A 26,553-nucleotide genomic window follows, 5' to 3' on the forward strand; every position below is an offset into this window, starting at 1 on the left:
CCGTGGCCATCGCTGAAGCTGGTTCGCTGCTCGCACTCAAACGCCGGGCCCGTAAGATCAACCGGGTCCTGGCGGAAAAGTATCCGTACGCGCATGCGGAGCTGGATTTCCGCAACCCGTTTGAGCTGGTGGTGGCCACGCTTCTGTCCGCCCAGACCACCGATGTGCTGGTCAACCAGGTCACTAAGATCCTGTTTGCCCGGTACCCGGATGCGCGGGCCATGTCAGAGGCTGATCCCGTGGAGTTGGAGACCATCCTTCAGCCCACCGGCTTCTTCCGGGCCAAAGCGCGGAACGTCCTGGCTCTGAGCAACCGGCTGGTGGATGAGTACGACGGCGAGGTCCCGGGCAAGCTGGAGGACCTGGTGACGTTGCCTGGCGTCGGACGGAAAACGGCCAACGTGGTTCTTGGTAATGCCTTCGGCGTCCCCGGGATCACGGTGGACACGCACTTCGGACGGCTGGCCCGGCGCTTCGGGTGGACGGCTTCCGATGATCCGGTGAAGATCGAATTCGACGTCGCCGAACTGTTCGAACCCAAGGATTGGACCATGTTGTCGCATCGGGTGGTCTTCCACGGCCGCAGGGTGTGCCATGCCAGGAAGCCTGCGTGCGGTGCCTGTCCGGTGGCCAGTCTCTGTCCCAGTTACGGCGACGGCGAGACGGATCCGGTCAAGGCAGCCAAGCTTCTGAAGTACGAGCTCGCCCCGGGCAATGAGGCACTGCTGGAGCAGCTTTTGGCGGAAACCCACCGCGCCGCGGAAATCCGCATGGAATCGCAAAGGAGGCCCGGGTGACCGCGCTTGAGGAATTGTCGGCGCTGGTGACCCGCTTCGAGGCTGGCGAACAGCAGCACTCTGCCCTGTGGGAGAGGCTTCCCGTCCTCCCGGAAACCAACCGGCCCGCAGCCGTACTCATGCTTTTTGGCGTGTTGGATGACGTGCCGGCTGAGTCCGGGCGCCCCATAGCACCGGCCGACCTTGACGTCCTGTTGCTGGAGCGGGCACACACCCTTGACGACCATCCTGGCCAGGTAGCCTTCCCCGGCGGCATGGTGGACCCGGAGGACGAGTCGGTGGTGGCTGCGGCATTGCGGGAAGCAGTGGAAGAAACCGGGCTGGACGCCGGCGGAGTCCGCGTTCTCGGCGTCATCCCCGAGCTTGGTCTGATCCGCAGCAATTTCCGAGTGACACCCGTGCTGGGCTGGTGGGATGCGCCCTCGCCTGTCCGCGTAGTGGATTACGCCGAATCCGCACAGGTGTTCAGGGTTCCGGTGCGCGACCTCCTGGATCCCGTCAACCGGGTCACGGCCACCATTTCCCGCTTCGGACGCACGTACACCAGCCCGGGCTTCACCGTGAACGGCGTGCTGGTTTGGGGCTTCACAGGGATGGTCCTGAGCGGGCTCTTCGACGAACTCGGCTGGACCGTCCCCTGGGACGCGGAAAAACTCCACGACGTCGATCTCTAGCAACAGGGGCCTCCCCGCAGCGCCACGGGTCTGAGCAGCTGTCATTTTCAGAAGCTGACTGCACTGAACGTCAGAAGTGGTCGGCACTGCGAATTTGTGCACGATAGGGGATCCTTCACCGGGCGGGCCCGAGGTCTGCTCTGGCCCCGGCTTCACAAGAGAGTGGCCCCGCAGTTAACTCAGTGAAAACTGGTCCGTTGCAGTGGTGTAGCGAATGACTGGCGCGCCGCTGGACCCTTCGTCTCTAATCACAACATCTCGACGAAGCGTGGTTCCGAGCTTCCTCATCACGTGGGCTATGCCGTCCACCGTTGCCTGGTTGACGAGTTCCCGGAGGTCGACGTCGAAAGTCACCGCGTCCGGACCGGGGAAGAAGTTGACGCGTACTCCATCGACGGGCCAGACAGCAAAGCTCTCAAATTCGGCAAGACCGTGTCTGTTGAACGGCAGAGGTGAATGGCCATCACTGGTTGTCACTCGCCAGCAGCTGCGGTGCAGCATCGCAAACACTGCATCCCAGTCGTGTTCTGCACTCCCGAGTACCTCGCCATCAGGGAGCACTCCGGGGTCGTCCCCGAAGGCCCTATGGAAGCGCGTCCAGTCAAGATCCGATGTCATGGGCACAATCATCGCTCAGATCGTGTAGTGGTCGTGGGATTGCTCTGTTGGGAGGCTCGAAGCGACGCCCGTAAGCGATCCCTCAGCGGGCAGGATCGTCTGACTAGCAGCAGAGGTAGGGTCATCTGCATGATGTCGAGAGGAGTTTGATTCGAAATGAATACGATTCATCGCAGTATGAGCCAACAGCGCAACTGGCTGAAGATAGTTCTTTACGGCTCGATCGCCAGCGGAGTGTTGGCGCTGCTAACGGCAGGATTGGCTTTAATTCTGTTCCAGGAAATTGAGAGCAAGGGTGACGTTACCAACGCGCATGATTTCGGGTGGCGCGCAGTCGCGCTTGCCGTGTTGTCCATCGTGCTCTTCACTGTCTACCTCATCCGTCGCAATGCGCAGCGTAGGAAGGTCCCGCAAACGTAGAAGAATGGCTCCAACTCTGCGACGTGATAATGGTGCCGACACAACGAGTAAGTGAGGCACTCTTCTGCAGGCCCCCGAGCTTAGACGAGGGTGTCCGCATGAGATTCTATGAGCGATCCTTTAGCGTGCACTGTAGACCCACTTCCGAACAGCCGGGGTCCGCGGCGATGATGGCGAACAATACGGCCAGCATTAGTCTTCGCAGAGACACAGCGCTGGCTTGAGGCTGATACGGGATCGGGAGCGGAAAAGGACTTGGCTAGGAATCACAGCAATCGACTCCCTGCCCCGTGACCCGGAGGAGTTCGCGGACGCCGCATCTGCGGGCGTTCGTGGGAGGGATATATCTCTGCGTGGGGTAAGGAATACTGAAACCATGACAGCGATGACGGCTTCACAGCAGGCACCACGGATTGCCAGGGTGCTTAGACACTCGGCAGTCATGACACTGCTCGCCAGCTTCCTCTTGTATGTGGCGTCAGTCGGACTTGTAAACGCCATATCACCGAAAATTGTCACCGGATCATGGCATCAAATGAACGATCCCTACTCTGATGCGGCGTTTGCGTTGACGCTGATCATCGCACCACTCAGCATCGCAGCTATTGGACTAAGCAATCGGATCAAGGTCCACCAAGCTCACAAAAGCACCTCGGCACACGTAGGAGCAAGTATCATCTGGGTGCTCCTTGCCCTCATCTCAATCCCTGTCACCATGGCGATCCTTACAGTCACCAAGTGGCAGGTCATCATGATTGTCGACATCTGGAGCCTGTACGGAAAATAAAGCACAAGTCTCCCGACCTTGCGAACGCACCCCAGAATGAGGAAGCCCTGCTGGGCAGCTTTCCACTCTTGGTTTTTCCACTTCCAAGGAAGTTGGAACACGTATCCGTGTAGCGTCTAGGGCTGTGACTTTCGGCGATAAGTGGCGGTGCTTCCGTAAGCCGGTGGTCCACAGGGTGTCCAAGCGCCCGCACGGGGATCGCCTTACGGGCGTTGTCCTAGAGGGCTGCTGCTCCTCAACTTCCCTCAGCGTTTAACAATGACTCGTCGAACCAGACGTCTTCGTAGCCAGGTGCTAAGAGGAACCGCCATCCCGGAGGCAGCGCGAGATAGGGAAGGACTTCCGGACACCAGGTCGTCAGATGTTCGACGTGCAAGGGAACGAAGAAGTCGTGGGCGGTTCCTAGCTCTTCTCCGCGCCAGATGAACCAGCCACTGGTACCAATTGCGGCGGGATGCCTTAGACCATTGAGGGGAAGGAGATGCGGCCACCGCACGTTTTCGGAAACGCCTGCCTTGACTCCTTGCGAGGGCGGTGCCGGAACAGCCCCGAGCCTGGTGGTCAGCTGGATCTGGGCGGAGAGGATCGAATCGTGCATATAAAGAATCTTCGCCTATGAACGCACACCATCTGCTCCTTAGACGATCCCCCAACCGTGCATGCGCTGGTAGCGCAAGGGGTGATTCTGGCGGCGAGTAGGTCCGATTGACCGACGGGGATTCCTGTCTGTCTCCCGTGTCCCATCAGCCGAAGCGTTGCTAGAGTAGCGGGATGCCCACCCGCCTTGAGCAGTTCCTCTCCCATCTCGACGACCTCAGCGGCGGGATCGAACCACGGTTCTTTCCGATCGAAAAGAGCCATCCTGGGCTGCCCGGTGTGACTGCGATCGTCTACGACAACCTTCCCGAGTGCGGGATGATCACCGGCTTCACCTACGGCATCAGCCTAGCCAACCACCCTCTTTGGCGCTTCGGCAGACCCGAGCTCTGTATCAGCGTGAAGTCAAACGACGTCCGTTGGCCGTTGGCCCTCGCGCACATCGGAGAGGGCCAACGGGGAAACCCGTTCCAAATCGGCGACACGATCAACTTTGGCGAGAGGATCGCTCCTGACTCCCACATGACCGCATTCGTCATCTTCGCCCCCGCCGTCCTTGACCGTGAGGACTACACCGGCATCAACATCGGCGAGACTCTGCCAATAAACCTCTGTGGTCTCTACCCGATTCATGAGGCCGAGCGCCGCTACATCCAGGATCACGGCATCGGGGCCTTCTGGGATCTCGACTGGGACCCCTACGACGTCAGTCGGCCCTCCGTCGTCTGAGCGGGCCTCGTCCGGTAAGGATCCTTTACCGGGCGCTGACATGGGGGTATAGGAAGGTGAGATGGGCGGTGCCGAAATTGCAGTTACTTATTCATACACTCTGGCAGCGAGTAGCATCTGGGCGATAAGCCGCCAGGAAGGTACGTCGGGGACTGGCTCGCCGCGGTTTGTGAAGTAACCATCCATTTCGCGCGTCCATGCGGACAACGCCTCCAGGAAGCTTTCGAGGTCGTTATTCTCCCAGCTCTCAGGATCTTGTCTCAGTGAATCCCTGAATTGATCAATAAAGTCAGCCAAGTCTTGACGACTCAAGTCGGGGTCAGGGTATGCCGAAAACGTCATGCCTAAATGCAAACATACTGTGTCCGCGTTCGATGATCCGTCGGTGGGGATGGTCAAACATACTGCCTCCATCGCCGGGGTGGCCGAACAATCAAGGCTCGACCACCATCCAAGCGAATCTCTCGGAAGTCATCAAAGCACTTCGGGCAGACCCACGTATACGAATCATCGCTAGTTACCCAAGCCTCGTTGTACTCGGCGTGCCCAGTCCGGTCATCTGATATCTCCGTCGAGCAGAAATCGCAGTGATCGTGGTCCCAGCCCTCCCGGTATGGAGTCCATGCAGTGAAGTGCATTCTGCCCCCAGCGAGGTAACGCTCCTGCCCCATCAAACGCCAATCTTCGTCCACGACTTGAGAATACTGGCTCTTGGGTGTCGGCCGGCAGGATGACCATGCCGAAAACTGCACTTTCGTCCGCACGGTAGCCGATCCTTCACCGGACACCAAACGAGCCCGCTCAAGCATGGTCCAAGCACGGGGTACTTCGTGCTAAAACGGACGAGGGCCATCAATGCGCTCTCCAAAGTCTTAGTTCCAGGACCAGCGGACTATCGACCGATATCTTCCCTGCGACAGAATCAGGCCGGACGTACGTTCGTCTGGCGGAAGGCGTGCCGTGGTAAGCAAAGACGAAGTCATCCGTGAGTTACTCGTATCGGGCCTAGCCGATTGGGTTTCCTTGCATAACGTCGTGTGGTGGGGCACTAGAGGCACAATTACCCCAGATACGAAGCAGGTAGTCCTGGACGTCCTCCATTCCGTTTATTCGGAGGGGCTCCTGGTGCCCGGAGAGCTCGGGGAGACGGGCCTTGAGGATTGGGCACCCCCGTCAGAAACATGGGCTATTCGGTCAGAGATGGCACTCGACGCTCTAGAGTGGCGACCGATGGGTGAAGGCTTTTGGTTGAGGCTAACGCCGCGAGGAGAGACCCTCGCGCACCAATATGAAGCCGAAGGAGAGGACCTCTCGGAGTAGTAGTGGTTCCTTTGGACGACTTGGTGGTGCCAGCTAGGGGGCCCGTAAGCCGGTCGATCACCGTGCTGCCAAAGCCTGTTGCCACGCTCCGCGCGCTGCTGGCCAAGGCCATGTACGTAAGACCCGCACGATGAAATGCACGGTGACGGGGGGATTACTGCAACCATGTCTTTATGACCCGAATGAAGATCGGCTATGCCCGGGTCTCGACGAACGAGCAGGACCTGACCGCCCAACGAAACGCCCTCCTTACCCTGGGCGGTGAGAAAAGCAGATCTTCGTCGATCACGGACTGACGGGCACGAACAGGGTGCGCCCGGGCCTCAGCGAAGCGATGGCAGCCTGCCGACCGGCGATACGCTGGTGGTGACCAAGCTCGACCGGATGGCGCGCTCTCTATCTGATGCCAGGGACATTGCCGGTGCCTGACGGCCAGGGGACTCCTGACATTCTCAGGTCACACTCATTTGCACTGCCGCCGGAAATCCGCGGGATCGAGTGCGGACGACTTTTGAATATGACAGCGCTGGTTCGCTGTCAGGCGGCCCTGCGTGCCGCCGCCGAACGATCCACTACCAGTCCGGTCGCAGCGTTTTCGCGGACGGCTTTGATGCCTGCAATCACACCCTCGAGGTGCCTGAACGTCGGTGACTCGGCCACAACGGTTCCGTCGGCCGCGGTCAGGCGGAACCGGTATGTTTCGTCGTTGTCTTTGAGAATTTCAAACCTGCCAGCCATTGATGCTCCCCCTTGATGCTTCCTTGCACACATATGTGGACCAGCGAAGTACCCACATAGTGAAAGTAGCCAGAACCAGGGGAGAACGAAAGTTACTTGGCGGTACCGGTCATTCCGCCTCATATGGCGAGATATGACTGGATAGTCCACGAGGTTGTGGGTACTGTGCGGCTACTTCGCCTTGTCGTAGGAATCGACGACGGCGACACTCACCGGGAATTCGACCGGGATACGTCCGAACATGAGCTCCTTGGCCGCGGCGGCTGCCTCTTCGATGGCTTGGATACAGGCTTCCACCGCGTCGTCCGGGGCGTGAACCATCACTTCGTCGTGCAGGAAGAAGACCAGCTCCCCGGAAGGTGAGCCTTCGGCGCGCATGGCCCGCAACCGCCGTCGTAATTCAGCGAGCCAGCACGCCGCCCACTCAGCAGCCGAGCCCTGGACCACGAAGTTGCGGGTGAACCGGCCACGGGACCGGGCCAGGTTATCCGCGCGGCGCTGTTCTTCCGCAGTGGTGGATTGCTGGCTGCGCAACCAGCCGGTAGATGGCGGTGGGCTGCTTCGGCCAAGCCGCGTAGTGACCGTCCTGCCGGCCTCGCCTTGTCGGGCTGCTTGCTCCACGAAGCCGACGGCGCGTGGATAGGTGCGCGTGAGCTGCGGCATGAGCCGGCCCGATTCGCCAGTAGTGGCGCCGTAGATGGCACCCAAAAGTGCGATCTTCGCTTTGGCCCGGTCGCCGCCGAAGCCCTGCGCGGCGATGCCCGCGTAGAGATCTTTGTCGCGTGCTGCTTCGGCCATTTTCGTGTCCTGGGCCAGTGCAACCAGCACTCGGGGTTCCAGTTGCGAGGCATCGGCGACGATGAGTTTGTGGCCGGGATTGGCATGCACCGCGCCCCGGATGTTCCGGGGGATCTGCAGTGCACCGCCGCCCCGGGACGCCCAGCGACCGGAGACAACGCCGCCCACCACGTATTCCGGGTGGAACCGGCCGTCCCGCACCCATGCGTCCAGCCATGCCCAGCCGTTGGCAGTGTGGAGCCGGGAGAGCTTTTTGTAGGCGAGCAGGGGCTGGATGGCAGGGTGCTTGGATTCCTGCAGCTCCCATTGGCGCGTGCTCTTCACCTCAATCCCGTTCCGGTGCAGCGCCCGCATGAGGTCCTGAGGGGAGTCCGGGTTCAAGCCGGGGGAATTGAGGATGGCCCGGAGCTCGGTGCAAAGCGCTTCAAGGGCCGGAGGCCGGTGTCCCATGGGCGGACGGGTGCCTAAGACGTCGGCGAGGATCTGTTGATGCAACTCTTCGCGCCACGGGACGCCGGCGTGTTGCATTTCGACGGCGATGATGGCGCAGGCTGATTCGGCGGCGAGCAGCAGCTGGAGGCGCTGCTTTCGCTGTTCGTCGGTGGTGACGTGGGCGACTGCTTGCTGTTGGGCTGCGAATTCGGCTTTGAGTTCGGCCAGCCCCGCTTTGGTAGTCGACGGCGCAAGGTCGTCGAAGAGTGCGCCTTGGTCTGCCGGCGGCGCCGGGGGTTGGAGGACGCGTGGCGGCGCCGAGTCGTCGTCCTGCGTGAGCTTGACCGCATGCCGGGCGTAGTCGGTGTCCGCCGTGAATTCCGAGTGCGCCAGAATGGCCCCGCACAGGGCCAGATCGTGGCACCGCTCCAGCTCAATGCCCTGGGTCAGCAGTTCCGGATACCAGTCCATGGCGCGATGCCACACCCAGCGCGGCCGCTGGGCTTCGAATTCACGCACGACGCCGGGCAGCTCACCGCGGGTGACGACGCGTGCGTCAGCCGTGGCTTTTCCGGTGGGAGAGATCCTTTGTATGGCTGCGCCTTCCGGGTGGGCGGCAAGCAGCAAATACATGGTCTCCATTCTGCCTTGTGTGCGGTGATGCCGTGGCACTCTTCCTCCACAAGCGGTGCCGGGCCAGGTGGTTTCAGTCCACGTTGTGCACATAGGAGCTTCAGCCCCTTATGGTGTTCCGCCCGGTCCACGATGGTGGATCAATGAGCAAGCGAGATCGCCCGCACAGGCAACCCATCAACCAGCCACCTGAACCGGACATGGACGGAACCTGGGTTCCCCACGATACTGCCGGTATTTTGCTCGTTTCCGCCGACACCTACCTGCAGGAAGAGGCCAAACGGATTGTTGCTGCCGCTGGTGGAAGCCTCACGACAGCCACCGACGTGACCGAAGCTGTGCACGGATGGGACAGCGCCGACGTTGTTTTGGTGGGCAGCGATGTCCGGGAGTTACCCCCTCGGCGTCGCTCGCCCACAGTACTGCTCGGCAGGGCCTCCGACGGGGACGGACTCTGGGAGTTGGCTGCTTCCCTGGGGGCTGAACGGGTGGCCGTTCTCCCCGAAGCTGCGGCCTGGCTGGCCGAACACCTCAGCATGTCCGGGTCTCCCGATCCCGGGGGGACGGTCATGGGCATCATCGGTGGCAGCGGCGGAGCGGGGGCCACCACTACAGCCATCTGGCTGGCCCAGGCGGCCGCCGATCACGGAGTCAGCACCATGCTCATCGACGGCGATCCTTGGGGTGGCGGCCTTGAACTGGCCGTAACGGCCGAGGACATCCCCGGACTCAGGTGGCCCGACTTCTCCGAAACCCGCGGAAGCATAGATCCCGCGCAGTTTCGGGATTCCTTGCCGTTCGCAGGCGGGTTCGCTTACTTGTCCTGGCCCGGAACGCGGGACGCGATCCACAGCCCGGACACGCGTGCAGTAGCCGCGGTCCTGGACGCCGCACGCCGCAGCTTTGAGCTCATCCTGGTGGACATCGGGCGGAGCGGAGAAGGAGTGCGGAACCTTGCGTGGGATTGCGACAGGATTGTCCTGCTCGCCAAGGCGCACCTTAAATCCGCAGTAGCGGCAGGGCGCATCCTGAGCGAACTCCCGCCCATCGAAGCAGGGTTGGTGGTCCGTGGCAGCAGTGCCTCCTCCGTGGATGCCGGCCTCATTGCCGAGTCACTGGGACTGCCGTTGTTGGGCATCCTTCCCGAGGTGAGGGGCGTGGCAGCCGGCACCGAAATGGGACGCATCCTTGAATTCGGCCGACGCAGGCCGGTCAGCCGTTTTGCCACGTCAGTCCTGGGATTCGACGGTGGTACCCAGTGAACCCGTTCGAGGGAACGCGACGCAGACAGGGCCGGAAACTTGATTCCCTGCTCCTTGAAACCGTGCGGGAGTCCGTGCTCGCGGGCAACGGGCCAGTCACGCCGTCCACCATCGCAGCGGCGGTTCAGGCAAGCGGCAGGCTGCTGGGAACCGCTGGCGCCTTGGAAGCCGCTGAGTCCATCAACGCCGAGCTGAACGGGTTGGGCCCCTTGCAACAGTTGGCCCAGGATCCGGCTGTCACGGACATCTTCGTCAACGGCCCCGACTCCGTCTGGCTGGACCGTGGACAGGGGCTGGAAAGGTCATCGGTGCACTTCGACACTGAGCAACAGATCAGGTCCCTGGCCTCCCGACTGGTTTCCGCTGGTGGCCGTCGGTTGGATGATGGGTCGCCCTGTGTAGACGTGCGCCTCAACGGCGGCTACCGGGTGCATGCGGTCCTCTCGCCGATATCCACTACCGGAACCCTTCTTTCCATCCGTATCCGCCGCGAGAACGTGTTCACCTTGCAGGAGTTGCGGCAAAGCGGCATGTTTTCCGAGCAAGGCGAGTGGGTTCTCAGGGCCATCATGAGCCAAAGACTGAGTTTTCTGATCAGCGGCGCTACCGGCTCGGGAAAGACCACTCTGCTCTCCACCCTGCTCGGCTTGAGCCACCCGACGGAGCGCTTGGTCCTGATCGAGGACGCCGCCGAACTCAACCCTGTCCACCCCCACGTAGTGACGCTTGAATCCCGGCACGGAAACCTTGAGGGCGGGGGTGCGCTGGATCTCGGCGAACTGGTCCGCCAGGCGCTGCGCATGCGGCCGGACCGGCTGATCGTCGGAGAATGCCGTGGTGCTGAGGTCCGTGAACTGTTGACGGCCCTCAACACCGGGCATACAGGCGGCGGAGGGACCATCCACGCCAATGCGGCAGAGGCCGTGCCCGCGCGGCTGGTGGCCCTCGGAGCGTTGGCGGGGTTGAACGCTGAGGCCGTGCGGCTGCAGGTGTCCAGTGCCCTGGACGTCGTCATCCACGTGGATCGGACCCCCAAGGGGCGGAAAGTGGCTTCGATAGGGGTACTGACTGATACTTCCGAGGGACAGAGGGTGGTTTCCGCCCTTCACTGGCATCCGACAGGAATGACCTGTGGGCCCGCTTGGCCTGCCCTCGTTCGCCGGCTTGCTCCGGCGTTGTCTGCCGGGTTCGACTGGTCAGTCTTCGGCGGGGCACCGGGTACGTCAGCTGAGACGTGGTCAGTGGACGGGGTATCAGGATCCACTGTGCCGGACGCCGTGCCGGACGCTGTGCCGGACGCGGTGCCGGACCCACAGCAGGACGCGCAGCCGGACGCGGCGCCGGGCGGGGGCTGGGCGCCCCTGACTGGTTCGCCGAGCCACTGGCCCACGTCGTGATCGGCGCATTCGTCCTCGTTGCAGCACTCGCGGCCTGGCAGCACTTCCGTGGACGTCGTGTTGATGGCCGACGTGTGCGGAAAAGCTTGGGGGAGCCGGGAGGAGGGAGTGGTGCTGCCTTCCGCGTCCGTTCTGGTTCGAGGTTCCGTCACCCATGGCGGCGAAAGCGAACTGAGCCCTTACCGCTAGTGGTGCTGGTGCAACAGCTCGCGGCCTTGCTGCGTGGTGGGCGTGGAACGTCGCGGTTGTGGGACGAGCTTTGGATGGTCCATGGCTCGCGGTTGATCAAAGATGGCGGCCCGGACACGGTGGCAGAACCGGTGACTGCAGCACTCAGCCGGGAGTCGCTGCTGGTTGTGGCCGCAGCCAGGTCGGCATCCAGCCTGGGAAATTCTTCGGCTGAAGCAATTCGGAATGCTGCCGCACGGGCGTATCCCCGGCGCGGAAGCTCTGAGCGACGGGTGTGGATGGAACTGGCGGCATGCTTGGAGGTTGCAGAAACCAGCGGTTGTCCGCTGGCTGACCTCCTCACCCGTTTTGCCGCCCAGTTGGAAGCCGAAGAAGACGCAGAGGCCGCACGGCAAACCGCGCTCGCCGGACCAAAAGCCACAGTCAAGCTGTTGTCGTGGCTTCCCGTATTTGGGCTGGTGCTGGGGATGGCGTTGGGCGTGGACCCGCTGGGAATCCTGCTGGACAACGTTCTGGGAGTTGCCACCTTCGCGGCCGGACTCCTCCTGACGGTGGCAGGCCGCGTTTGGTCCTCACGGCTGGTGGCCTCTGCAGCCGGGAGTGCTTGATGCCCGGGGCGCCGGCGCTGGTGATGATCGTCGTCCTGGGATTGGCGGCTTTCGTGTGGTTCACGGGGCCGACTCGTGCCAGGGCGCGCGTGCTGATCCGGAATGCCGACGCCGCCTCGCTGAGGCGTTCTTCCCGCCGTGGTCCAGCCGGCGCCGCGGACATCTTTCAGGGGTCGGACCTCCGAAGGCAGCCAGATTCCGGGGAAGGGCTGGCCCTCAAGGATCCGCCTGATCCAAAAGGTCCGTCCGACGGTCTCCGAGATACCGCGATGATGCTGGAACTGGTGGCGTCAATGCTCGACGCCGGTGCTGGAATCGGGCGGGCACTCGAACTCATCTCCGCGTGCGCATCGCCACCCATCAGGCGATCGCTCAGGCCAGTGGTAGCCGCGCTGGCCATCGGCGCGGACTGGGAGACGGCGTGGCGGACCCCCACCCAGCACGTGCCTGAGGTGGTCCGCCTTAAGGAGGCACTGGCTTTCGCAGCTTTAACCGGCGCCCCCTCGGCATCGATCCTCTACGCGCAAGCCGCCAGGGAACGGCGTGAACAGTTCCGGTCTGCCGAGAAGCGAGCCGCTGCCTTGGGCGTGAAACTGGTAGTGCCCTTGGGCCTTTGCTCGCTGCCGGCATTCATCTGCTTGGGGATCGTACCTGTCCTGATCGCCATGCTTCCTGCCGGATGAACTGTCCAAGGAGATCGGCGCAGAGTGGGCTGCGAACAGCGCCCACTCTCCCTCCACATCGTGTGATCGCCGGGTTTATCCACTTGGAGGAATCCCCTTCTTACGGGCAGCGCCGAGCCACGGAAGAGTCGAATCAGTCGGCGGACCCGCTGGCTTTTTTGAAAGGAACCCCATTGTGAGAACACTATTCAGGGCCGAAACCGGCCGCCGTCAGGGCCGTCGTGCTGCTGGCCCGGATCGAGCCACGCCGGATCGATCCGCCCTTATCGGGAAGCCTGGAACGAGGATCCTTGGCATTGAGCAGTTTGAACTCGAGGAATTCAAGGATTCAGGGTTCGGCGAAGCCGGCTTCCGGGCCACCGGAACGGACCTTCAACTCACTACGTCGCACGGTGCCCTGGCCGTGCGGAACCGGGAAGACCTCCGGGACAAGAGTTCGCTGCGGAGGCGGCCATGGCGGCATCATGGGAGGAAGCTGTGGGGGAGCCATGAACGCCTCCGCACACGGGGAATGGTTCCGGGCTCGGAGAGCGGAATGGCCACGGCCGAGTACGCCATTGCTACCCTCGCAGCAGTGGGCCTCGCAGGCCTGTTGGTGGTCCTCCTTCGGAGCGAAGAAGTCCGCGGCTTCCTGCTCAACCTGATTCGCACGGCCCTGTCCTTGCCATGACGCACGTGCTGCCTGCCGACGGGAGGTCATCTGCTGCCTGCGCCGGACCACCATCCAGCCAGATGGTCGGGCCACCATCCAGCCAGAAGGCCGGACCATCATCCAGCCGGATGGGCGGATCATCATCCAGCCAGCTGGCAGGACCACCGTCCAGCCAGAAGGCGGGCGAGGAGGAGTCGGGCGCCGTGACTGCGGAGTTCGCCGTTGCCTTGCCGGCCGTGGTCTTGCTCTTGGCATTTCTGCTGGCAGGCGGCGCTGCGGGACTCACACAACTGCGATTGGAGGAAGCCGCTACGGCAGGAGCACGGGCCTCCGCGCGGGGCGAGACGGGTGGTGCCGTGGAAGGAATCGTGAGGCGGCTTGCCGGTGACGGCGTCAGCTCCTCCGTCACCGACGACGCCGGGTGGCTCACGGTGACAGCCACGTCGCGGGTAGGCGGAGGCTTGGGGTCGCTGATCCCCTGGACGTTGTCGGCCACGGCTTCCGCCCGCGCAGAGTCAGCGGGTTCGGGGGCTGGTGCCGAATCAGGCGGTTCAGGGGCTGGCATCCCATGAACCTGTTTCCACGGCCTGTCCATCCTGAGCGCGGGGCGGGAACAGTTCTCGCGCTGACGCTGGGTGCAGTAGTGATGGCATTGCTCGTTGGTGTACTCCTGCTGACCCAGGCGGGGGTCATGGCGTCCAAGGCTGCGTCCGCTGCAGACCTGGCTGCGCTCGCGGCCGCCGATGCTGCCAGGGGCCTCACCTCAGGGGAACCGTGCGCGGTGGCATCCGATGTGGCAGCGCGGCACGATGCAACAGTCACATCCTGCACAATGACCGGAGGGACCGTAGCTGACGTGGTTACCGAGTTGGCGCATCCCTTCGATTGGGGAGTCGCCACGGGACGGGCGCGGGCAGGGCCGCCCCCCGTAGCCGCCAGTGTTCGCAGGGCTGACCTGTGGGGGCCTAGCTGGCGTCCTTCAGCAACACACCCAGCAGCGTGATGGCGGCTGCCTTGTCCAGCGGATTGTTCTTGTTGCCGCACTTGGGGGACTGGACGCAGGACGGGCAGCCGGCCTCACACTCACAGGCCTGGATGGCTTCTTTGGTAGCCGTCAACCAGATCTTGGCTTTTTCAAAGCCCCGCTCAGCGAATCCGGCGCCGCCTGGATGTCCGTCGTAGACGAAAATCGTGGGCACACCGGTGTCGGCGTGCAGGGCAGTGGACACGCCGCCGATGTCCCAGCGGTCACTGGAGGCAACCAGGGGAAGGAGCCCAATGGCAGCGTGTTCTGCCGCATGAAGTGCCCCTGGGAACTCTGCTTCCACCAGACCTGCCCCGTGAAGCGAGCGGTTATCCACTACGAACCAGACGGCCTTGGTAAAGAGGTCCCGGGCACCCAGCTCCAAGGGTTCTTCACCGAGGATCTCGTTGGAAATCAAAGCCTTGCGTTGGAAGGAGACAACTTGTGTAGTCACTTTGACGTCGCCAAAATGCACGGTGATGTCGCCCCATTGGACCGAGCGCGACGTTTCGAGGACCTCGATCTGGGTGACGTCGCGCGCAGTGGTGTAGAAGTCGGGGTTGACCCGGCGCACCATGACGCAGTGGTCGGCCTCGTTGAGGTCCTCCACCAGGTAGCTCTCACCTTGGTGGACGTAGATCGCACCTGTGTGGGCCTGGTAATGGGTTTGCGGAGAATCCATGGTCCCCAGAAGCGATCCTGTTTCAGCATCAACGATGCTCACCGGACCGCCTCCGTCCGCCCGGAGGTTCACCATCCCGGCAGCACTCTCCGGATGGGTCCAGAACCATCCTGCGGGCCGTTTGCGGAGGTACCCCTGGACCACAAGACGGTCAAGCAGCCCTTCGGAGGTGGGGCCAAAGAGGTCAAGCTCGGCCGGCCCGATCGGCAGCTCAGCGGCCGCGGCACACAAGTGGGGACCAAGCACGTACGGATTGCCGGGATCAAAGACTGTGGCTTCCACGGACACGTCAAAGATGGCCTCGGGATGGTTCACCAGGTACGTGTCCAAGGGGTCGTCGCTGGCCACAAAAGCGGCGATGGCATCCTGCCCTGCCCGCCCGGCCCGTCCAATCTGTTGGAAAAGCGAAGCCCGCGTGCCCGGCCATCCAGCCACGAGCACAGCATCGAGCCCCGAAATGTCGATGCCCAGTTCCAAGGCCGAGGTACTGGAAACGCCCAGCAGTTGACCGGACCTCAGGGCTTGCTCCAAGGCCCGCCGCTCTTCGGGCAGATACCCGGACCTGTAGGCAGCAACCCGCCCTGGCAAGCTGGGGTCCACCTCGTCCAGGAGTCGCTTGGTGATGGAGGCAATGGACTCGGCCCCGCGGCGCGACTTGATGAACGCGATGGTCCGCACTCGCGAGGAAACGAGGTTTGCCAGGATGTCCGCTGTTTCGGCAACGGCGGTCCGCCGCTGTTTAGCTCCGTTCTCCCCCTTGACGTCTGTGAGCGCCGGCTCCCAAAAAGCAACCGTGGTGGAACCATGAGGCGAGCAGTCCTCGGAAACCTCCCGGACGGGGGCGCCGATGAGCCGCCCAAAGGAAACCCCGGGGTCAGATGCCGTGGCAGATGCCGCAATGAATACCGGCTCGGGGAACGTGTTTCCTGCACCGTAGTAGGCACAGATCCGTCGGAGGCGCCGCATCAGGTTGGCCACGTGGGAGCCGAAGACACCACGGTAGCTGTGGGCTTCGTCCACAATCACGTAGCGCAGCCGCCGGAAAAACTTTGCCCACCAGGTGTGGTTGGGCAGAATTCCGAAGTGCAGCATGTCCGGGTTGGCCAGGATGAAGTTCGCGTGATCGCGGATCCAACGGCGCGATGCAACGTCGGTGTCGCCGTCGTATGTCTCTGCCCGTACTGTGGGCAGTTTCAGCGCGCGGATCGCCGCGAGCTGGTCGGCCGCCAGTGCCTTGGTGGGGGACAAATACAGGGTGACGGCACCGTCGTCGTGGATCTTCCCGGGGTCGGCCAGGACCCGCAACTCGGAACGGTGTATCGCGTCCAAAGCCGGCAGTTGGTAGGCGAGCGACTTTCCGGAGGCGGTTCCAGTGGCGATAACCACGTGCTGTCCGGAGTGGGCGAGGTCCGCGGCCTGGACCTGGTGCCGGTACGGTTCGTGGATACCCAGGGCCTCATAGGCCCCCACGACGTCGGGGTGGGCCCAGTCCGGCCAAGGCTCGTTGACGGCCTTCCTTGCGGGGATGGTGTGGACATGGCGCAGCTGCTCCGGGTCCGGCGTCCGGCCCAGCAAGGAGATCAATGAATGAGGTGCAGCCACCGAATCATTCTGTCACTGCGCGGGCAGGCCGACGGCGGCACCCGGGGGCGCCGCCGTCGAACCTGGCTCAATCAGCCGTCGGACCGGGAAGTTACGCCCCTGAAAGGTCGGACCCTTCAGTGCCGCTGGAGGACATCATGAGCACATGGCACACCACGTCCCAGCCAAGATGGGAGTAAAGCTTCTGGCCGTCAAGGGATGCCAGCAAAAGCCCGTTCTCCACATCATGCGAGAACGCTTGGGCGGCGAGGGCCTTCATGATGAAGCTTCCCAGCCCACGGCGCTGGAAGTCCGGTTCGGTGACGATCTTGTCGAAGACGGCGGTACGGTCCACCACGAAGACCCGTCCGCTGGCAGCCACCTGCTCGCCGGAATGGACCACGGCGTAGTGGACTCCGTTGGATTCGGAGGTGGCGAGTTCAAGGTCGTCGTCGGGCAGCCACGGATCCTCGGAATCCTGGGTTTCCATGTCCACGATCATCATGGTTTGCGATGCCGACGTCACGGTCAGCCCGTGCTGTTCAGCCAGGTACTTGTAGCGTTGGACGTCGTTGGTGAGGACCGTCAGGATCCGAGTGGGAGCCTCTGCGGTCTTGCCCGCCAGGGCAGTGAACTCTTCGTCCGAAGGATCATGGGCAAAATACTCCCAGTCACCGGTTTTGTCGGCACGAAGTGCAGCTGGGAAGCGGCCCTCCAGACGTGATTCATAGCCGCGGCAGCCGGACCAGCCGGCTACCCAGACTTCCAAAAGATGCGCAATATCTTCAACCAAGGCGTCTGGACTCATGTAGAGAGAGTATGCCAGCGCACCATGAAGCAACAGAGCCGGATCAGCCCCGGAATGCTTGCTTATGGAATTGTGACTTCTCCTACCGGCAGGCGCTCCGCCGGCCGGTCAGGAAGTTGTGTCCGGCCGGCGATTTTACTGCACCAAGTACCCTTGAATAGTGGCTTTGAACCGAATTGTGCTCTTCTATGGCTTTACTCCGATCGCCGACCCCGACGCCGTGCGTCTGTGGCAGCGCGCCCTCTGCGAAAAACTGGGCCTCACCGGCCGGATCCTCATATCGAAGGACGGCATCAATGCCACGGTGGGCGGCGAGCTGAACAACATGAAGCAGTACGTGAAGACCACGCGTGAATATAAGGGCTTCCATGGGATCGACTTCAAGTGGTCCGAGGGCGGCGCCGCAGATTTCCCGCGCCTCAGCGTCAAGGTCCGCGATGAAATCGTGTCGTTCGGCGCTCCCGGGGAACTGAAGGTTGACGACAACGGCGTGGTGGGCGGCGGCAAGCACCTGCAGCCGGAGGAACTCCACGCGCTGGTGGAGGCCAGGAAGTCCAGTGGCGAGGACGTGGTGTTCTTTGACGGCCGCAACGCCTTCGAGGCACAGATTGGCAAGTTCAAGGATGCGGTCGTTCCGGACGTAGACACCACGCACGACTTCATCAAGGAACTTGACTCGGGCAAGTACGACGACCTCAAGGATAAACCGGTGGTCACCTATTGCACCGGTGGAATCCGTTGCGAGGTCTTGTCCAGCCTGATGGTCAACAGGGGCTTCAAAGAGGTGTACCAGCTGGATGGCGGGATTGTCCGCTATGGAGAAACGTTCAAGGACAAGGGGCTCTGGGAAGGTTCCCTTTATGTCTTCGACAAGCGCATGCACGTCGAGTTCAGCGAGGACGCCAAAACCATCGGCGAATGCGTCCGCTGCGCGGCTCCCACCAACAAGTTCGAGAATTGCTCCAACCTCAGCTGCCGTACCCTGACGCTGTACTGTGCCGAATGTGCCTCAAGCCCGGAAACGCTGCGCTGCCCCGGAGGCTGCGAAGCCGCGTAGTGCGGCCTCAAAGCCTGCTTACCCGGTAGGCAAAATTGGCATCGGACCTGGAACCGACGGTGATGGACAGGACGGCGTCCTTGTCCAGCTGAACCACGCTTACCCGCGCGTTGGCACACCCCAACGTCAGGTCCACCAGGGCCACATCGTTCAACGTCACGGCGAACGTCACCCGGCGGGTACCACGGCATGCCAGAGTCACGGCGTATGTTCCTCCGGGCAGCTGCACCGTTTGCTCGGACTTGGACTCACCGGGGTTAAGGTAGCCGCTGCTCGAGTAGAACGACTGACCTTGCGACTCAGGCAACGCAGCCTTCGCCCATTCTTCAAGGGCTTCGCCGGTGACCGTTTCTTCCAGGGCCGGATCGGGCGGAAGTGCGACGTTTCCTGCAGTGGAGGTGGGGGTGGCCTCCGGCCTGCCACCGTCCTCGTAGGTATATTCGCAACCGGCTATGCCGCCGCACAGGACAACGAGAAGCACGACGGCGGCCCTCGCCAGCCGCTGTGAGATCACCGAGCAAGCTGCCTTGCTGCCCATGGACTGACTTTACGCCCGGGCGGCCATTGTCTGAAGACTTGTCGGTGGAAGAATCCGGGGCCTTCTAGACTGCCGTCGGAGCCAGGTGATATGCGTAGATCAGTGGGGCATCGACGCTGTTTGTCGAGATGTTGAGAGGGCCGGCGGCAGGTACTTTGATTTTCACCACATCGAGGCTGCCGTTGCATGCTGCAGCCGCATCGGCGATTTTGTTTCCGCTCAAGGAGACTGCGAAGTAGGCCTTGCCGCCGCCGTCGCACGCCATGGTGAGGGTATAGGTCCCGGCGGGCACGCTGGGCGATTCCTTGACCAGGGGGTCCCGGTTGAGGATCTTGCCGGAGTCCTCAAGGACCGCACCGCTTGCTGCCGGGAGGACCTTTTCCTTCCAGGCGGGAACGTCTGCGTCTGCGATGTTGACCGGCGCCTGGCAGGCGCTGACCCCCAGCAGGACAGCAGCGGCCAGGGCACCAAGGCCCGCGCGGCGCCTTGTGGAGGAGAAGTTGAGCATGATTCCACGCTACCGGGTTCCAGCGGCGTCCTTTGTCCACATAGCCCGGAACGGCACCGCCCGGCCCAGCGGGCCGCACCTACACTTGCAGGGTGACTGACACAGCATTCTTGTTTACCGCCGGCAACACTGACGATGCTCCCCGCAGCGACCAACCCGGGCTGCTCCAGGTGCTTGCCGGGGACCTTCGCGCCCTCTCCTACACCGTGGACGGCGTGGCTGCCCTGCTGGGGGAGCCGGCCTCAGCAGCGCTCAGCAGGGACCAAGTGGTTCCGGCACTCCTTGCCACAGAGCGGCTGCTGGACTCGCCGGATCCTGCTGTCCGGTCACTGACTGTGATTGTCCGTCTCTGGTTGCTCGCCATCCCGCAGTCCGTGGCTGACGTCGACTCCGCCCTGCCCGGAATCCGTACCCAAGGACTCGTGGAACTCGGCCTGGCCGCCGTGGATGCTGGGGTCGTCCGGGTCACGGTGGACTTGCGCCCCTACGGTTGGGATGCGAACGCAGACGGCAGTGGCGGTGCCGAGCTCTGGGTTGCCAGTGACCTCGCAGCCCACCAGCAGCCGGGAGTCCTGCGTCATGACCACGTCCTGGGCATCGGGCGTGCCTCCACAACGCTGGTCCAAACCACCTTCAGGCAACACACCAAACGCGCCCTGGACCTGGGGACCGGGTGCGGGATCCAGACCTTCCACCTCCTGCACCATTGCGAGCACGTTACAGCTACGGACATCTCCGCGAGGGCTCTGGCCTTTACCCGGTTCAACCTGCTGCTGAACGCGGCGGAGCTTGAGCTGGATCCCCAGGATTTGGAAAGCCGGGTGAGCCTGCGCCTGGGATCGCTCCTGGAACCTGTGGAGGGCGAACAGTTCGGCTTGGTGGTGTCCAACCCTCCCTTCGTGATCACACCCAGGACGGGAGGGGAATCATCGTCGGACCAGTTCACCTACCGTGACGGCGGACTTCCCGGTGACGGGATCGTGGCGGCGCTGGTGCAATCCCTCGCCAACGTCCTGGAACCTGGGGGCACAGCGCAAATGCTGGGCAACTGGGAGGTTTCCGAGGGGTCGGACTGGAACGACCGTCCCACTGCGTGGCTTAAGGACTCGGGGCTTGACGTGTGGTTCATCCAGCGCGAGCAAGTGGATCCGGAACAGTATGCCGAGACCTGGCTGCAGGATGCCTCGCAGAACCGTGACCGTGAGCAGTACAAGGAGTCGTACGCCGCCTACCTTGATGACTTTGCCTCCAGGAATGTCGAGGGGGTTGGCTTCGGCATGATCTGGCTGCGCCGTCCCGAGCCCGGACACCGACCCGTCATCAACCGCTTCGAAGAGATCACCTATCCCCTTGAACAACCCATCGGGCCACATCTGGGCGCGGCCGTGGAACGGGCCGATTGGGTGGCCGCCAACCCGGTGGCCGAAGCACATCTGGTAGTGGCGGAGGACGTGACCGAAGAACGCCACCAGCGACCTGGAGCTGCCCACCCCGGTGTCATTCTCCTGAGGCAGGGGGCAGGCCTCCGAAGGACCAATCTGCTCAGCACGGAGCTCGCGGGTTTCGCCTCTGCCTGCGACGGACAGTTGTCGGTCCGCCAAATCGTCGCGGCCCTGGTGTCGCTGTTGGGCGGGGGCGAGGACTTTGACGAGGATGCTTTCAGGGAGGGCCTTTACCGGGACGTGACCAACCTCGTCCTTGAGGGTTTCCTGCTCCCGGACCCAGCGCAGACCCACGAATGAGCAGCGAATGAGCAGCGACGCGACGCCGCCGGAGACGAACTCCGATGGTCCCGCAAGTGACCCTGACTACACTGATCAAGTGATTGCGAACAACGAGACATCCCAAACGTCAGGCGACGTTCCGCGGCGGAAGCGGGCCGAGACGACGGTTGAGATCACCGATCCCAAGGCCATCCGTGCCTTGGCGCACGCTGCCCGCATCGAGGTCATCTCAGAGCTTTACGCCACCCAGGTGAGCCACACAGCAACCGAACTCGCTGCCCGGACCGGCCTCACCCCCAGCGCCATGAGCTACCACCTCCGCGCCCTCCAGAAATGGGGAATCGTGGCACCGGCAGAAAATGCCGGCGATGCACGTGAGCGGCGTTGGAAAGCGGCCGGAACGGACTTCACCATTTCGGGAGGCAGCGTCGCCAGCCCCGAGATTGCCGTGGTTGACCTGGAGCTCGATGCATTCCGTCGACGCGCTTCGGCCTTCGCCAAAGCCCGGGGGGAACGCCGCCAGCGCGGTGAAGGGGGAGACGAGCCGGTATCGGTGGTCCTCTCCAGCAACCTGCTTTATCTCACCAACCCGCAACGGAAGGAACTGGCGGACAGAATCCGCGAGGTAGTAAGGGAGTACGAGCTCGAGGATCCCACGCAGATTCCCGAAGGTGCCGAACGTGTGGCAACCTTGTGGTCAATGATCCCGGATGACCGCGTGGCACCCGGGCAATAACCCTCCGGCCCGGTCACCGAATGACCGCCCTGGTTTCCGTACCAAAACGCAGGATTCTGCAAACTATGGTGAACTAGGCCAATATGGGCAGCAGCCCAATTACACATTTTTTCTGTAGGAGCACCGTGCCCAGCAAGGCAAAAACCGGCAAGAAACTCGTGATCGTGGAGTCTCCCGCCAAGAGTAAGACCATCGCCAAGTACCTTGGCGAAGGCTTCATCGTCGAGGCTTCCATCGGCCACATCCGGGACCTCCCGCAGCCGTCTGATCTCCCTGCAGAACTGAAGAAGACCTCGCTGGGCAAGTTCGCCGTCGACATCGAAAACGACTTCAAGCCGTACTACGTTGTCTCCCCGGACAAGAAGAAAAAGGTTGCCGAGCTCAAGGCCCAGCTGAAAGACGCTGATGCGCTCTACCTCGCAACCGATGGGGACCGCGAAGGCGAGGCCATCGCGTGGCACCTCCTGGAGGTCCTGAAGCCCAAGGTTCCCGTCTATCGCATGACCTTTGGTGAAATCACCAAGGAAGCCATCCACCGTGCCATGGATAACCTGCGCGATGTAGACACCGCTTTGGTGGATGCCCAGGAAACCCGCCGCATCCTCGACCGCCTGTACGGCTATGAGATCTCTCCTGTCCTGTGGCGCAAGGTTGCCCGCGGGCTCTCGGCTGGCCGTGTGCAGTCCGTGGTGACCCGCATGGTGGTGGACCGCGAACGTGAACGCATGGCCTTCCGGGCAGCGTCCTATTGGGACCTGACGGGCCAGTTCGGTGCCGACTCGGGTTCCTTCAAGGCCAAGCTTGCAGCTGTGGACGGTTCCAAGGTTGCCAGCGGCCGTGATTTCAATGACAACGGCCAGCTCACCTCCTCTACCGTGGTGCACCTCAACGAGGAACTCGCCACGTCCTTGGCCTCGGGCCTGGAAAACGCCGAATTCCGCGTACGCTCCGTAGATACCAAGCCGTACACCCGCCGTCCGGCTGCACCGTTCACCACGTCGACGCTGCAGCAGGAAGCCGGCCGCAAGCTCCGCTTCTCCTCCAAGAGCACCATGCAGGTAGCCCAGCGCCTGTATGAAAACGGCTACATCACTTATATGCGTACCGACTCGTCGGCGTTGAGCGATGAGGCCCTGACGGCATCCCGCCGCCAGGCGGCAGAGCTCTACGGCCCCGAGTACGTGCCCCAGAGCCCGCGCGTTTACGCCAACAAGGCCGCCAACGCCCAGGAAGCGCACGAGGCCATCCGTCCCGCAGGAGACTCCTTCCGCACCCCGGCACAGGTGGCCAAGCAGTTGAGCGGCGATGAGTTCCGGCTGTACGAGCTCATCTGGAAGCGCACCGTCGCCTCGCAGATGGCCGACGCCAAGGGCTCCACCGCCACCATCCGCCTCGGTGCGGTGGCCGCTGACGGACGCGACGCCGAATTCTCGGCTTCCGGTACTGTCATCACCTTCCCCGGCTTCCTGGCCGCCTACGAAGAGGGCAAGGACGAGAGCCGTGGGGACGAGGAATCGGACGAAGCACGGCGCCTGCCGAACGTTGCCAAGGGCGATTCCCTGAAAGCGTCGGACATCCTGGCTGTTGGCCACGAAACGTCACCTCCGCCGCGGTACACCGAAGCATCGCTGACTGCTGAACTGGAAAAGCGTGGCATTGGCCGTCCGTCCACCTATGCCTCCACGATCTCCACCATCCAGGACCGCGGTTATGTCCGGAAACAGGGTTCCGCCCTGGTACCGAGCTGGATCGCTTTCTCGGTGATCCGTTTGCTGGAACAGCACTTCACGGACTACGTGGACTACGAGTTCACCGCGGACATGGAAGGCGACCTGGACAAGATCGCCAATGGCCAGGCCGCAGGCGCTGCCTGGCTCAAGCACTTCTACTACGGTGAAGACGCCGATCCCGGCCTGTTGAGCATCGTGAACAACCTCGGCGAAATCGACGCCCGCGAGATCAACTCCGTGCCCATCGCCGAAGGCATCACACTGCGCGTCGGCAAGTTCGGGCCCTACCTGGAAAGCTCGATCCCGACCATCGACGAGAAGACCGGCGAGGTAGTTGAGTCCTCCCGGGCCAACGTCCCCGAGGAACTTGCTCCCGATGAGCTCACGGCCGCCAAGGCCATTGAGCTCATGGAGACTGCTGCCCCGGAGGAACGCGTCCTGGGCGCTGATCCGCACACCGGGCACACCGTGGTGGCGAAGAACGGCCGCTACGGAGCCTACGTCACCGAGATCATCCCGGAGATGACCGAGGAACAGTTGGCCAACCAGCCCGTTGAGTACTACAAGAACGGCAAGCCGAAGCCGCCCAAGAAGCCCGTCAAGGCCAAGCCGCGCACAGGTTCGCTGTTCGCGTCGATGAGCGTGGACTCGGTCACCTTGGACGAGGCGCTGCAGCTCATGAGCCTGCCGCGCGTCCTCGGTGAGGATGCTGAAGGCAACCCCATCACGGTGCAGAACGGGCGGTTTGGTCCGTACCTGAAGAAGGGCACGGATTCCCGCTCCATCGGATCGGAAGAGGAAATCTTCACGATCACCCTGGAACAGGCACTGGAGATCTATTCGCAGCCCAAGCAGCGGGGCGCCCGTGCGGCTGTACCGCCGCTTGCCGAGTTCGGCCCGGACCCTGTTTCGGAAAAGAACATCGTGGTGAAGGAAGGCCGCTTCGGCCCCTACATCACAGACGGCATCACCAACATCACGGTCCCGCGCACCACCTCGCTGGAGGAACTGACCCGGGAACGCGCCGTCGAACTTTTGGCAGAAAAGCGGGCCAAGGGCCCGGTCAAGCGGACCACCACCCGCAAAGCACCGGCGAGGAAGACCGCAGCCAAGAAGTAGCTTCACCGAAGGCCGGGACAGCATGCGCGAATTGCGTCCCGGCCGGCATCGTGGTCGAGTAGAACCATGACTGAACAGACCGTTTCACCGGACAACGAACCCTTGAACGACCTCGAGGCGAAGCTCGCCTCGGCCGAACAGCCGGACGCCAACCCGGTGGATGTCATCCTCGCTTTCCTCAACAACGAGGTCTACCTGGTCAGCTCCGAAGCCGTGGACGGCCCGGACTCGTCGGTGGAGCCGCTGGTGCTTTCCAACGCCGACGGCCAACCCGTCCTTGCAGTCTTCAGCCACCCGAGCCGCGTCGATGAGCGCTTCCTCGAAGCAGCCCCGCACGTCCTGGGCACCATGGGCTCGGCGATCCTGGGCAACATCGGTGATGAACTGGGCATGGTCATCAACCCGGGCAGCGAGTTTGGCTTCGAAATTGATCCCGAAGGCATCGCCAATATCCGCCGTGACTTCAAGCGTGCTGACGAAGCAGGGCAGCCCGCGGAATAGGGCCGGCCCCACCGTTCGGCCACCCTTCCGTCGACGAAACGTCGTCGCCAAGTTGCTTCGCGGGCTTCGAATCGGTGAATAATGGCAGAATGCGTCTTGGCGTTCTAGACATCGGTTCCAACACCGTCCATCTGCTTCTTGTGGATGCTCATCCGGGCGCGCGCCCGGTGGCTTTCGCATCCCATAAACGTCCGCTGTCCTTGGTGCAATACCTTGACGGTGACGGCAACATCAACGACGCCGGCCAGCACGAGCTCATCGAGTTCGTGCTGGAAGCCTGGGAGTTCGCGGCCAGCCACAAAGCGGAGGACCTCCTGGCGTTCTGTACGTCGGCCATCCGCGAGGCCACCAACGGCCCGGAAGTCCTGGCCAGGGTGAAACACGAAACCACGGTGACCCTCCAGGAACTGACGGGCAGCGAAGAAGCCTCGATGACCTTCTTCGCCGTCCGCCGTTGGTATGGATGGGGCGCAGGGCCCATCCTGGACCTGGACATCGGAGGCGGCTCGTTTGAAATGGCCTACGGAACGGACGAACTCCCGGAGTTCGCCACCTCCGTTCCCCTGGGTGCCAGCCGCCTGACGCGGGACTGGCTGCACGATGATCCTCCAACAGCCAAAAGCGTCAAGGAACTGCGTCGCTACATCCGTTCCACCCTGAAACCTGTGGTCCGCAATTTCCACGAACTGGGCCGCGCGAACCTGGTAGCGGGCACCTCCAAGACCTTCCGTTCGCTGGCCCGTATCGCCGGTGCCGCTCCCAGCGCAGCCGGACCATACGTGAAGCGCGAACTCCACGCAGCGGACCTCGGTCTTTGGGCCCAGCGCATTTCCGCCATGACGGTGGAGGACAGGCTGTACCTCCCGGGCGTCTCGGATGCCCGTGCCCGCCAACTCTTGGCGGGCGCACTGGTGGCCGAGGCCGCGCTGGAGCTCTTTGAGTTCCCCACCATGGAAATATGTCCGTGGGCGCTGCGGGAAGGCCTGATCCTGCGGCGGCTTGACCAGCTGGTCTTCGAAGAGGCCCTGGATCCCGCTCCCCACGTGGGCAAGCGGAAGAAGGACAAGTCAAAAAAGAAAGCAGCCAAGGACGGTGCCAAGACGGTGGATACTGATGATTCCCACCCCGGAGTCAGGGAATTTCCTGTCCCCGTAAATACCCCGTCCCCTGCACCAATCCCAGCCCCTGTGGCAGGCGGGCTGGCCTCCTGA

Annotated in this window: 26 protein-coding genes and 2 pseudogenes; 19 read left to right on the top strand and 9 right to left on the bottom strand. The window is 62.8% G+C overall.

Going from position 1 to position 26,553, the window contains the following annotated elements; genetic code table 11:
• Positions 1-2 precede the first annotated feature (2 nt).
• Positions 3-797, top strand: coding sequence for an endonuclease III (gene nth, locus AB4Y77_RS10055; protein WP_442013812.1), 795 nt, complete (start codon positions 3-5; stop codon positions 795-797).
• Complete coding sequence (locus AB4Y77_RS10060) at positions 794-1,471, top strand: NUDIX hydrolase (protein WP_311214068.1); 678 nt, start codon at positions 794-796, stop codon at positions 1,469-1,471. The genes nth and AB4Y77_RS10060 overlap by 4 nt, the downstream gene beginning before the upstream one ends.
• Before the next feature lie 174 nt (positions 1,472-1,645).
• Here the strand turns inward: AB4Y77_RS10060 and AB4Y77_RS10065 are convergent, their stop codons facing one another.
• Positions 1,646-2,089 (bottom strand): hypothetical protein, encoded by a 444-nt coding sequence (locus tag AB4Y77_RS10065; RefSeq protein WP_442013813.1) that lies wholly within the window; start codon positions 2,087-2,089, stop codon positions 1,646-1,648.
• Between the two features lie 156 nt (positions 2,090-2,245).
• On the opposite strand from AB4Y77_RS10065, the gene AB4Y77_RS10070 reads away from it, so the two are divergent.
• Entirely contained in the window at positions 2,246-2,509 is a 264-nt protein-coding gene (locus AB4Y77_RS10070) for a hypothetical protein (RefSeq protein WP_442013814.1), read from the top strand.
• 376 nt (positions 2,510-2,885) lie between these two features.
• Complete coding sequence (locus AB4Y77_RS10075; RefSeq protein WP_442013815.1) at positions 2,886-3,296, top strand: hypothetical protein; 411 nt, start codon at positions 2,886-2,888, stop codon at positions 3,294-3,296.
• 235 nt (positions 3,297-3,531) lie between these two features.
• On the opposite strand, the gene AB4Y77_RS10080 is transcribed toward AB4Y77_RS10075, so the two are convergent.
• Positions 3,532-3,894, bottom strand: coding sequence for an immunity protein Imm33 domain-containing protein (locus tag AB4Y77_RS10080; RefSeq protein ID WP_442013816.1), 363 nt, complete (start codon positions 3,892-3,894; stop codon positions 3,532-3,534).
• Positions 3,895-4,067: 173 nt separating this feature from the next.
• Here AB4Y77_RS10080 and AB4Y77_RS10085 point away from each other — a divergent pair, with 173 nt between their 5' ends.
• Positions 4,068-4,622, top strand: a complete 555-nt coding sequence (locus tag AB4Y77_RS10085; protein ID WP_354231644.1) for a suppressor of fused domain protein — start codon at positions 4,068-4,070, stop codon at positions 4,620-4,622.
• An 87-nt stretch (positions 4,623-4,709) separates the two neighbouring features.
• Here AB4Y77_RS10085 and AB4Y77_RS10090 read toward each other — a convergent pair whose 3' ends face one another.
• The gene (locus tag AB4Y77_RS10090) at positions 4,710-5,036 is read right to left on the bottom strand and encodes a DUF7660 family protein (protein ID WP_442013817.1); all 327 of its coding nucleotides are present in this window, start codon (positions 5,034-5,036) and stop codon (positions 4,710-4,712) included.
• Between the two features lie 1,079 nt (positions 5,037-6,115).
• On the opposite strand from AB4Y77_RS10090, the pseudogene AB4Y77_RS10095 reads away from it, so the two are divergent.
• Positions 6,116-6,362 (top strand): annotated as a pseudogene (locus AB4Y77_RS10095) (recombinase family protein); the annotation flags it as partial.
• Between the two features lie 117 nt (positions 6,363-6,479).
• On the opposite strand, the gene AB4Y77_RS10100 reads toward AB4Y77_RS10095, so the two are convergent.
• Complete coding sequence (locus tag AB4Y77_RS10100; RefSeq protein ID WP_442013818.1) at positions 6,480-6,680, bottom strand: YegP family protein; 201 nt, start codon at positions 6,678-6,680, stop codon at positions 6,480-6,482.
• A 171-nt stretch (positions 6,681-6,851) separates the two neighbouring features.
• The gene (locus tag AB4Y77_RS10105) at positions 6,852-8,543 is read right to left on the bottom strand and encodes a bifunctional 3'-5' exonuclease/DNA polymerase (protein WP_442013819.1); all 1,692 of its coding nucleotides are present in this window, start codon (positions 8,541-8,543) and stop codon (positions 6,852-6,854) included.
• A 143-nt stretch (positions 8,544-8,686) separates the two neighbouring features.
• Between AB4Y77_RS10105 and ssd the strand changes: the two genes are divergently transcribed.
• The 7 genes and pseudogenes from ssd (at position 8,687) to AB4Y77_RS10140 (ending at position 14,337) form a co-directional block, all read left to right on the top strand.
• Positions 8,687-9,805, top strand: a complete 1,119-nt coding sequence (gene ssd / locus AB4Y77_RS10110) for a septum site-determining protein Ssd (protein ID WP_442013820.1) — start codon at positions 8,687-8,689, stop codon at positions 9,803-9,805.
• Positions 9,802-11,202 carry a TadA family conjugal transfer-associated ATPase gene (locus AB4Y77_RS10115; RefSeq protein WP_311214062.1) on the top strand — a complete coding sequence of 467 codons (1,401 nt, stop codon included), beginning with the start codon at positions 9,802-9,804 and terminating at the stop codon, positions 11,200-11,202. The genes ssd and AB4Y77_RS10115 overlap by 4 nt, the downstream gene beginning before the upstream one ends.
• Before the next feature lie 197 nt (positions 11,203-11,399).
• Complete coding sequence (locus AB4Y77_RS10120) at positions 11,400-11,999, top strand: type II secretion system F family protein (RefSeq protein ID WP_311214061.1); 600 nt, start codon at positions 11,400-11,402, stop codon at positions 11,997-11,999.
• Complete coding sequence (locus tag AB4Y77_RS10125) at positions 11,999-12,682, top strand: type II secretion system F family protein (protein WP_311214060.1); 684 nt, start codon at positions 11,999-12,001, stop codon at positions 12,680-12,682. Before AB4Y77_RS10120 ends, AB4Y77_RS10125 begins: the two co-directional genes overlap by 1 nt.
• Positions 12,683-13,199: 517 nt before the next feature.
• A pseudogene (locus AB4Y77_RS10130) lies at positions 13,200-13,352 on the top strand (DUF4244 domain-containing protein); the annotation flags it as partial.
• A 110-nt stretch (positions 13,353-13,462) separates the two neighbouring features.
• The gene (locus tag AB4Y77_RS10135) at positions 13,463-13,906 is read left to right on the top strand and encodes a TadE family type IV pilus minor pilin (RefSeq protein WP_442013821.1); all 444 of its coding nucleotides are present in this window, start codon (positions 13,463-13,465) and stop codon (positions 13,904-13,906) included.
• A complete protein-coding gene (locus AB4Y77_RS10140; RefSeq protein WP_442013822.1) occupies positions 13,903-14,337 on the top strand; it encodes an Rv3654c family TadE-like protein in 435 nt (144 codons plus the stop codon). Before AB4Y77_RS10135 ends, AB4Y77_RS10140 begins: the two co-directional genes overlap by 4 nt.
• On the opposite strand, the gene AB4Y77_RS10145 is transcribed toward AB4Y77_RS10140, so the two are convergent.
• Both AB4Y77_RS10145 and AB4Y77_RS10150 read right to left on the bottom strand, forming a co-directional pair.
• Positions 14,300-16,642, bottom strand: a complete 2,343-nt coding sequence (locus tag AB4Y77_RS10145; RefSeq protein ID WP_442013823.1) for a DEAD/DEAH box helicase — start codon at positions 16,640-16,642, stop codon at positions 14,300-14,302. The genes AB4Y77_RS10140 and AB4Y77_RS10145 overlap by 38 nt on opposite strands.
• A 91-nt stretch (positions 16,643-16,733) precedes the next feature.
• Positions 16,734-17,429, bottom strand: a complete 696-nt coding sequence (locus AB4Y77_RS10150) for a GNAT family N-acetyltransferase (protein ID WP_442013824.1) — start codon at positions 17,427-17,429, stop codon at positions 16,734-16,736.
• 160 nt (positions 17,430-17,589) lie between these two features.
• Here AB4Y77_RS10150 and trhO point away from each other — a divergent pair, with 160 nt between their 5' ends.
• Positions 17,590-18,486 (top strand): oxygen-dependent tRNA uridine(34) hydroxylase TrhO, encoded by an 897-nt coding sequence (gene trhO / locus AB4Y77_RS10155; protein WP_442013825.1) that lies wholly within the window; start codon positions 17,590-17,592, stop codon positions 18,484-18,486.
• A gap of 7 nt (positions 18,487-18,493) precedes the next feature.
• On the opposite strand, the gene AB4Y77_RS10160 is transcribed toward trhO, so the two are convergent.
• Together AB4Y77_RS10160 and AB4Y77_RS10165 are read right to left on the bottom strand one after the other, a co-directional pair.
• The gene (locus AB4Y77_RS10160) at positions 18,494-19,024 is read right to left on the bottom strand and encodes a hypothetical protein (RefSeq protein WP_442013826.1); all 531 of its coding nucleotides are present in this window, start codon (positions 19,022-19,024) and stop codon (positions 18,494-18,496) included.
• 64 nt (positions 19,025-19,088) lie between these two features.
• Complete coding sequence (locus tag AB4Y77_RS10165) at positions 19,089-19,532, bottom strand: hypothetical protein (protein WP_442013827.1); 444 nt, start codon at positions 19,530-19,532, stop codon at positions 19,089-19,091.
• 92 nt (positions 19,533-19,624) lie between these two features.
• Here AB4Y77_RS10165 and AB4Y77_RS10170 point away from each other — a divergent pair, with 92 nt between their 5' ends.
• The 5 genes from AB4Y77_RS10170 to AB4Y77_RS10190 all read left to right on the top strand — a co-directional run bounded on the left by AB4Y77_RS10170 (position 19,625) and on the right by AB4Y77_RS10190 (position 26,553).
• Positions 19,625-21,274: a DUF7059 domain-containing protein gene (locus AB4Y77_RS10170; RefSeq protein ID WP_442013828.1), complete on the top strand. Its 1,650-nt coding sequence runs from the start codon at positions 19,625-19,627 to the stop codon at positions 21,272-21,274.
• 7 nt (positions 21,275-21,281) lie between these two features.
• Positions 21,282-21,992 carry an ArsR/SmtB family transcription factor gene (locus AB4Y77_RS10175; protein WP_311214051.1) on the top strand — a complete coding sequence of 237 codons (711 nt, stop codon included), beginning with the start codon at positions 21,282-21,284 and terminating at the stop codon, positions 21,990-21,992.
• Between the two features lie 125 nt (positions 21,993-22,117).
• Positions 22,118-24,841: a type I DNA topoisomerase gene (gene topA, locus AB4Y77_RS10180; RefSeq protein ID WP_311214050.1), complete on the top strand. Its 2,724-nt coding sequence runs from the start codon at positions 22,118-22,120 to the stop codon at positions 24,839-24,841.
• Positions 24,842-24,907: 66 nt separating this feature from the next.
• On the top strand, positions 24,908-25,342 hold the full coding sequence (locus tag AB4Y77_RS10185; protein WP_311214049.1) for an SseB family protein: 435 nt from the start codon (positions 24,908-24,910) through the stop codon (positions 25,340-25,342).
• An 89-nt stretch (positions 25,343-25,431) separates the two neighbouring features.
• Positions 25,432-26,553, top strand: a complete 1,122-nt coding sequence (locus tag AB4Y77_RS10190; RefSeq protein ID WP_311214048.1) for a Ppx/GppA phosphatase family protein — start codon at positions 25,432-25,434, stop codon at positions 26,551-26,553.

Origin of the sequence: Paenarthrobacter sp. YAF11_1 (assembly GCF_052113445.1) — a bacterium.
In the GTDB taxonomy this organism is placed as follows: Bacteria; Actinomycetota; Actinomycetes; order Actinomycetales; family Micrococcaceae; genus Arthrobacter.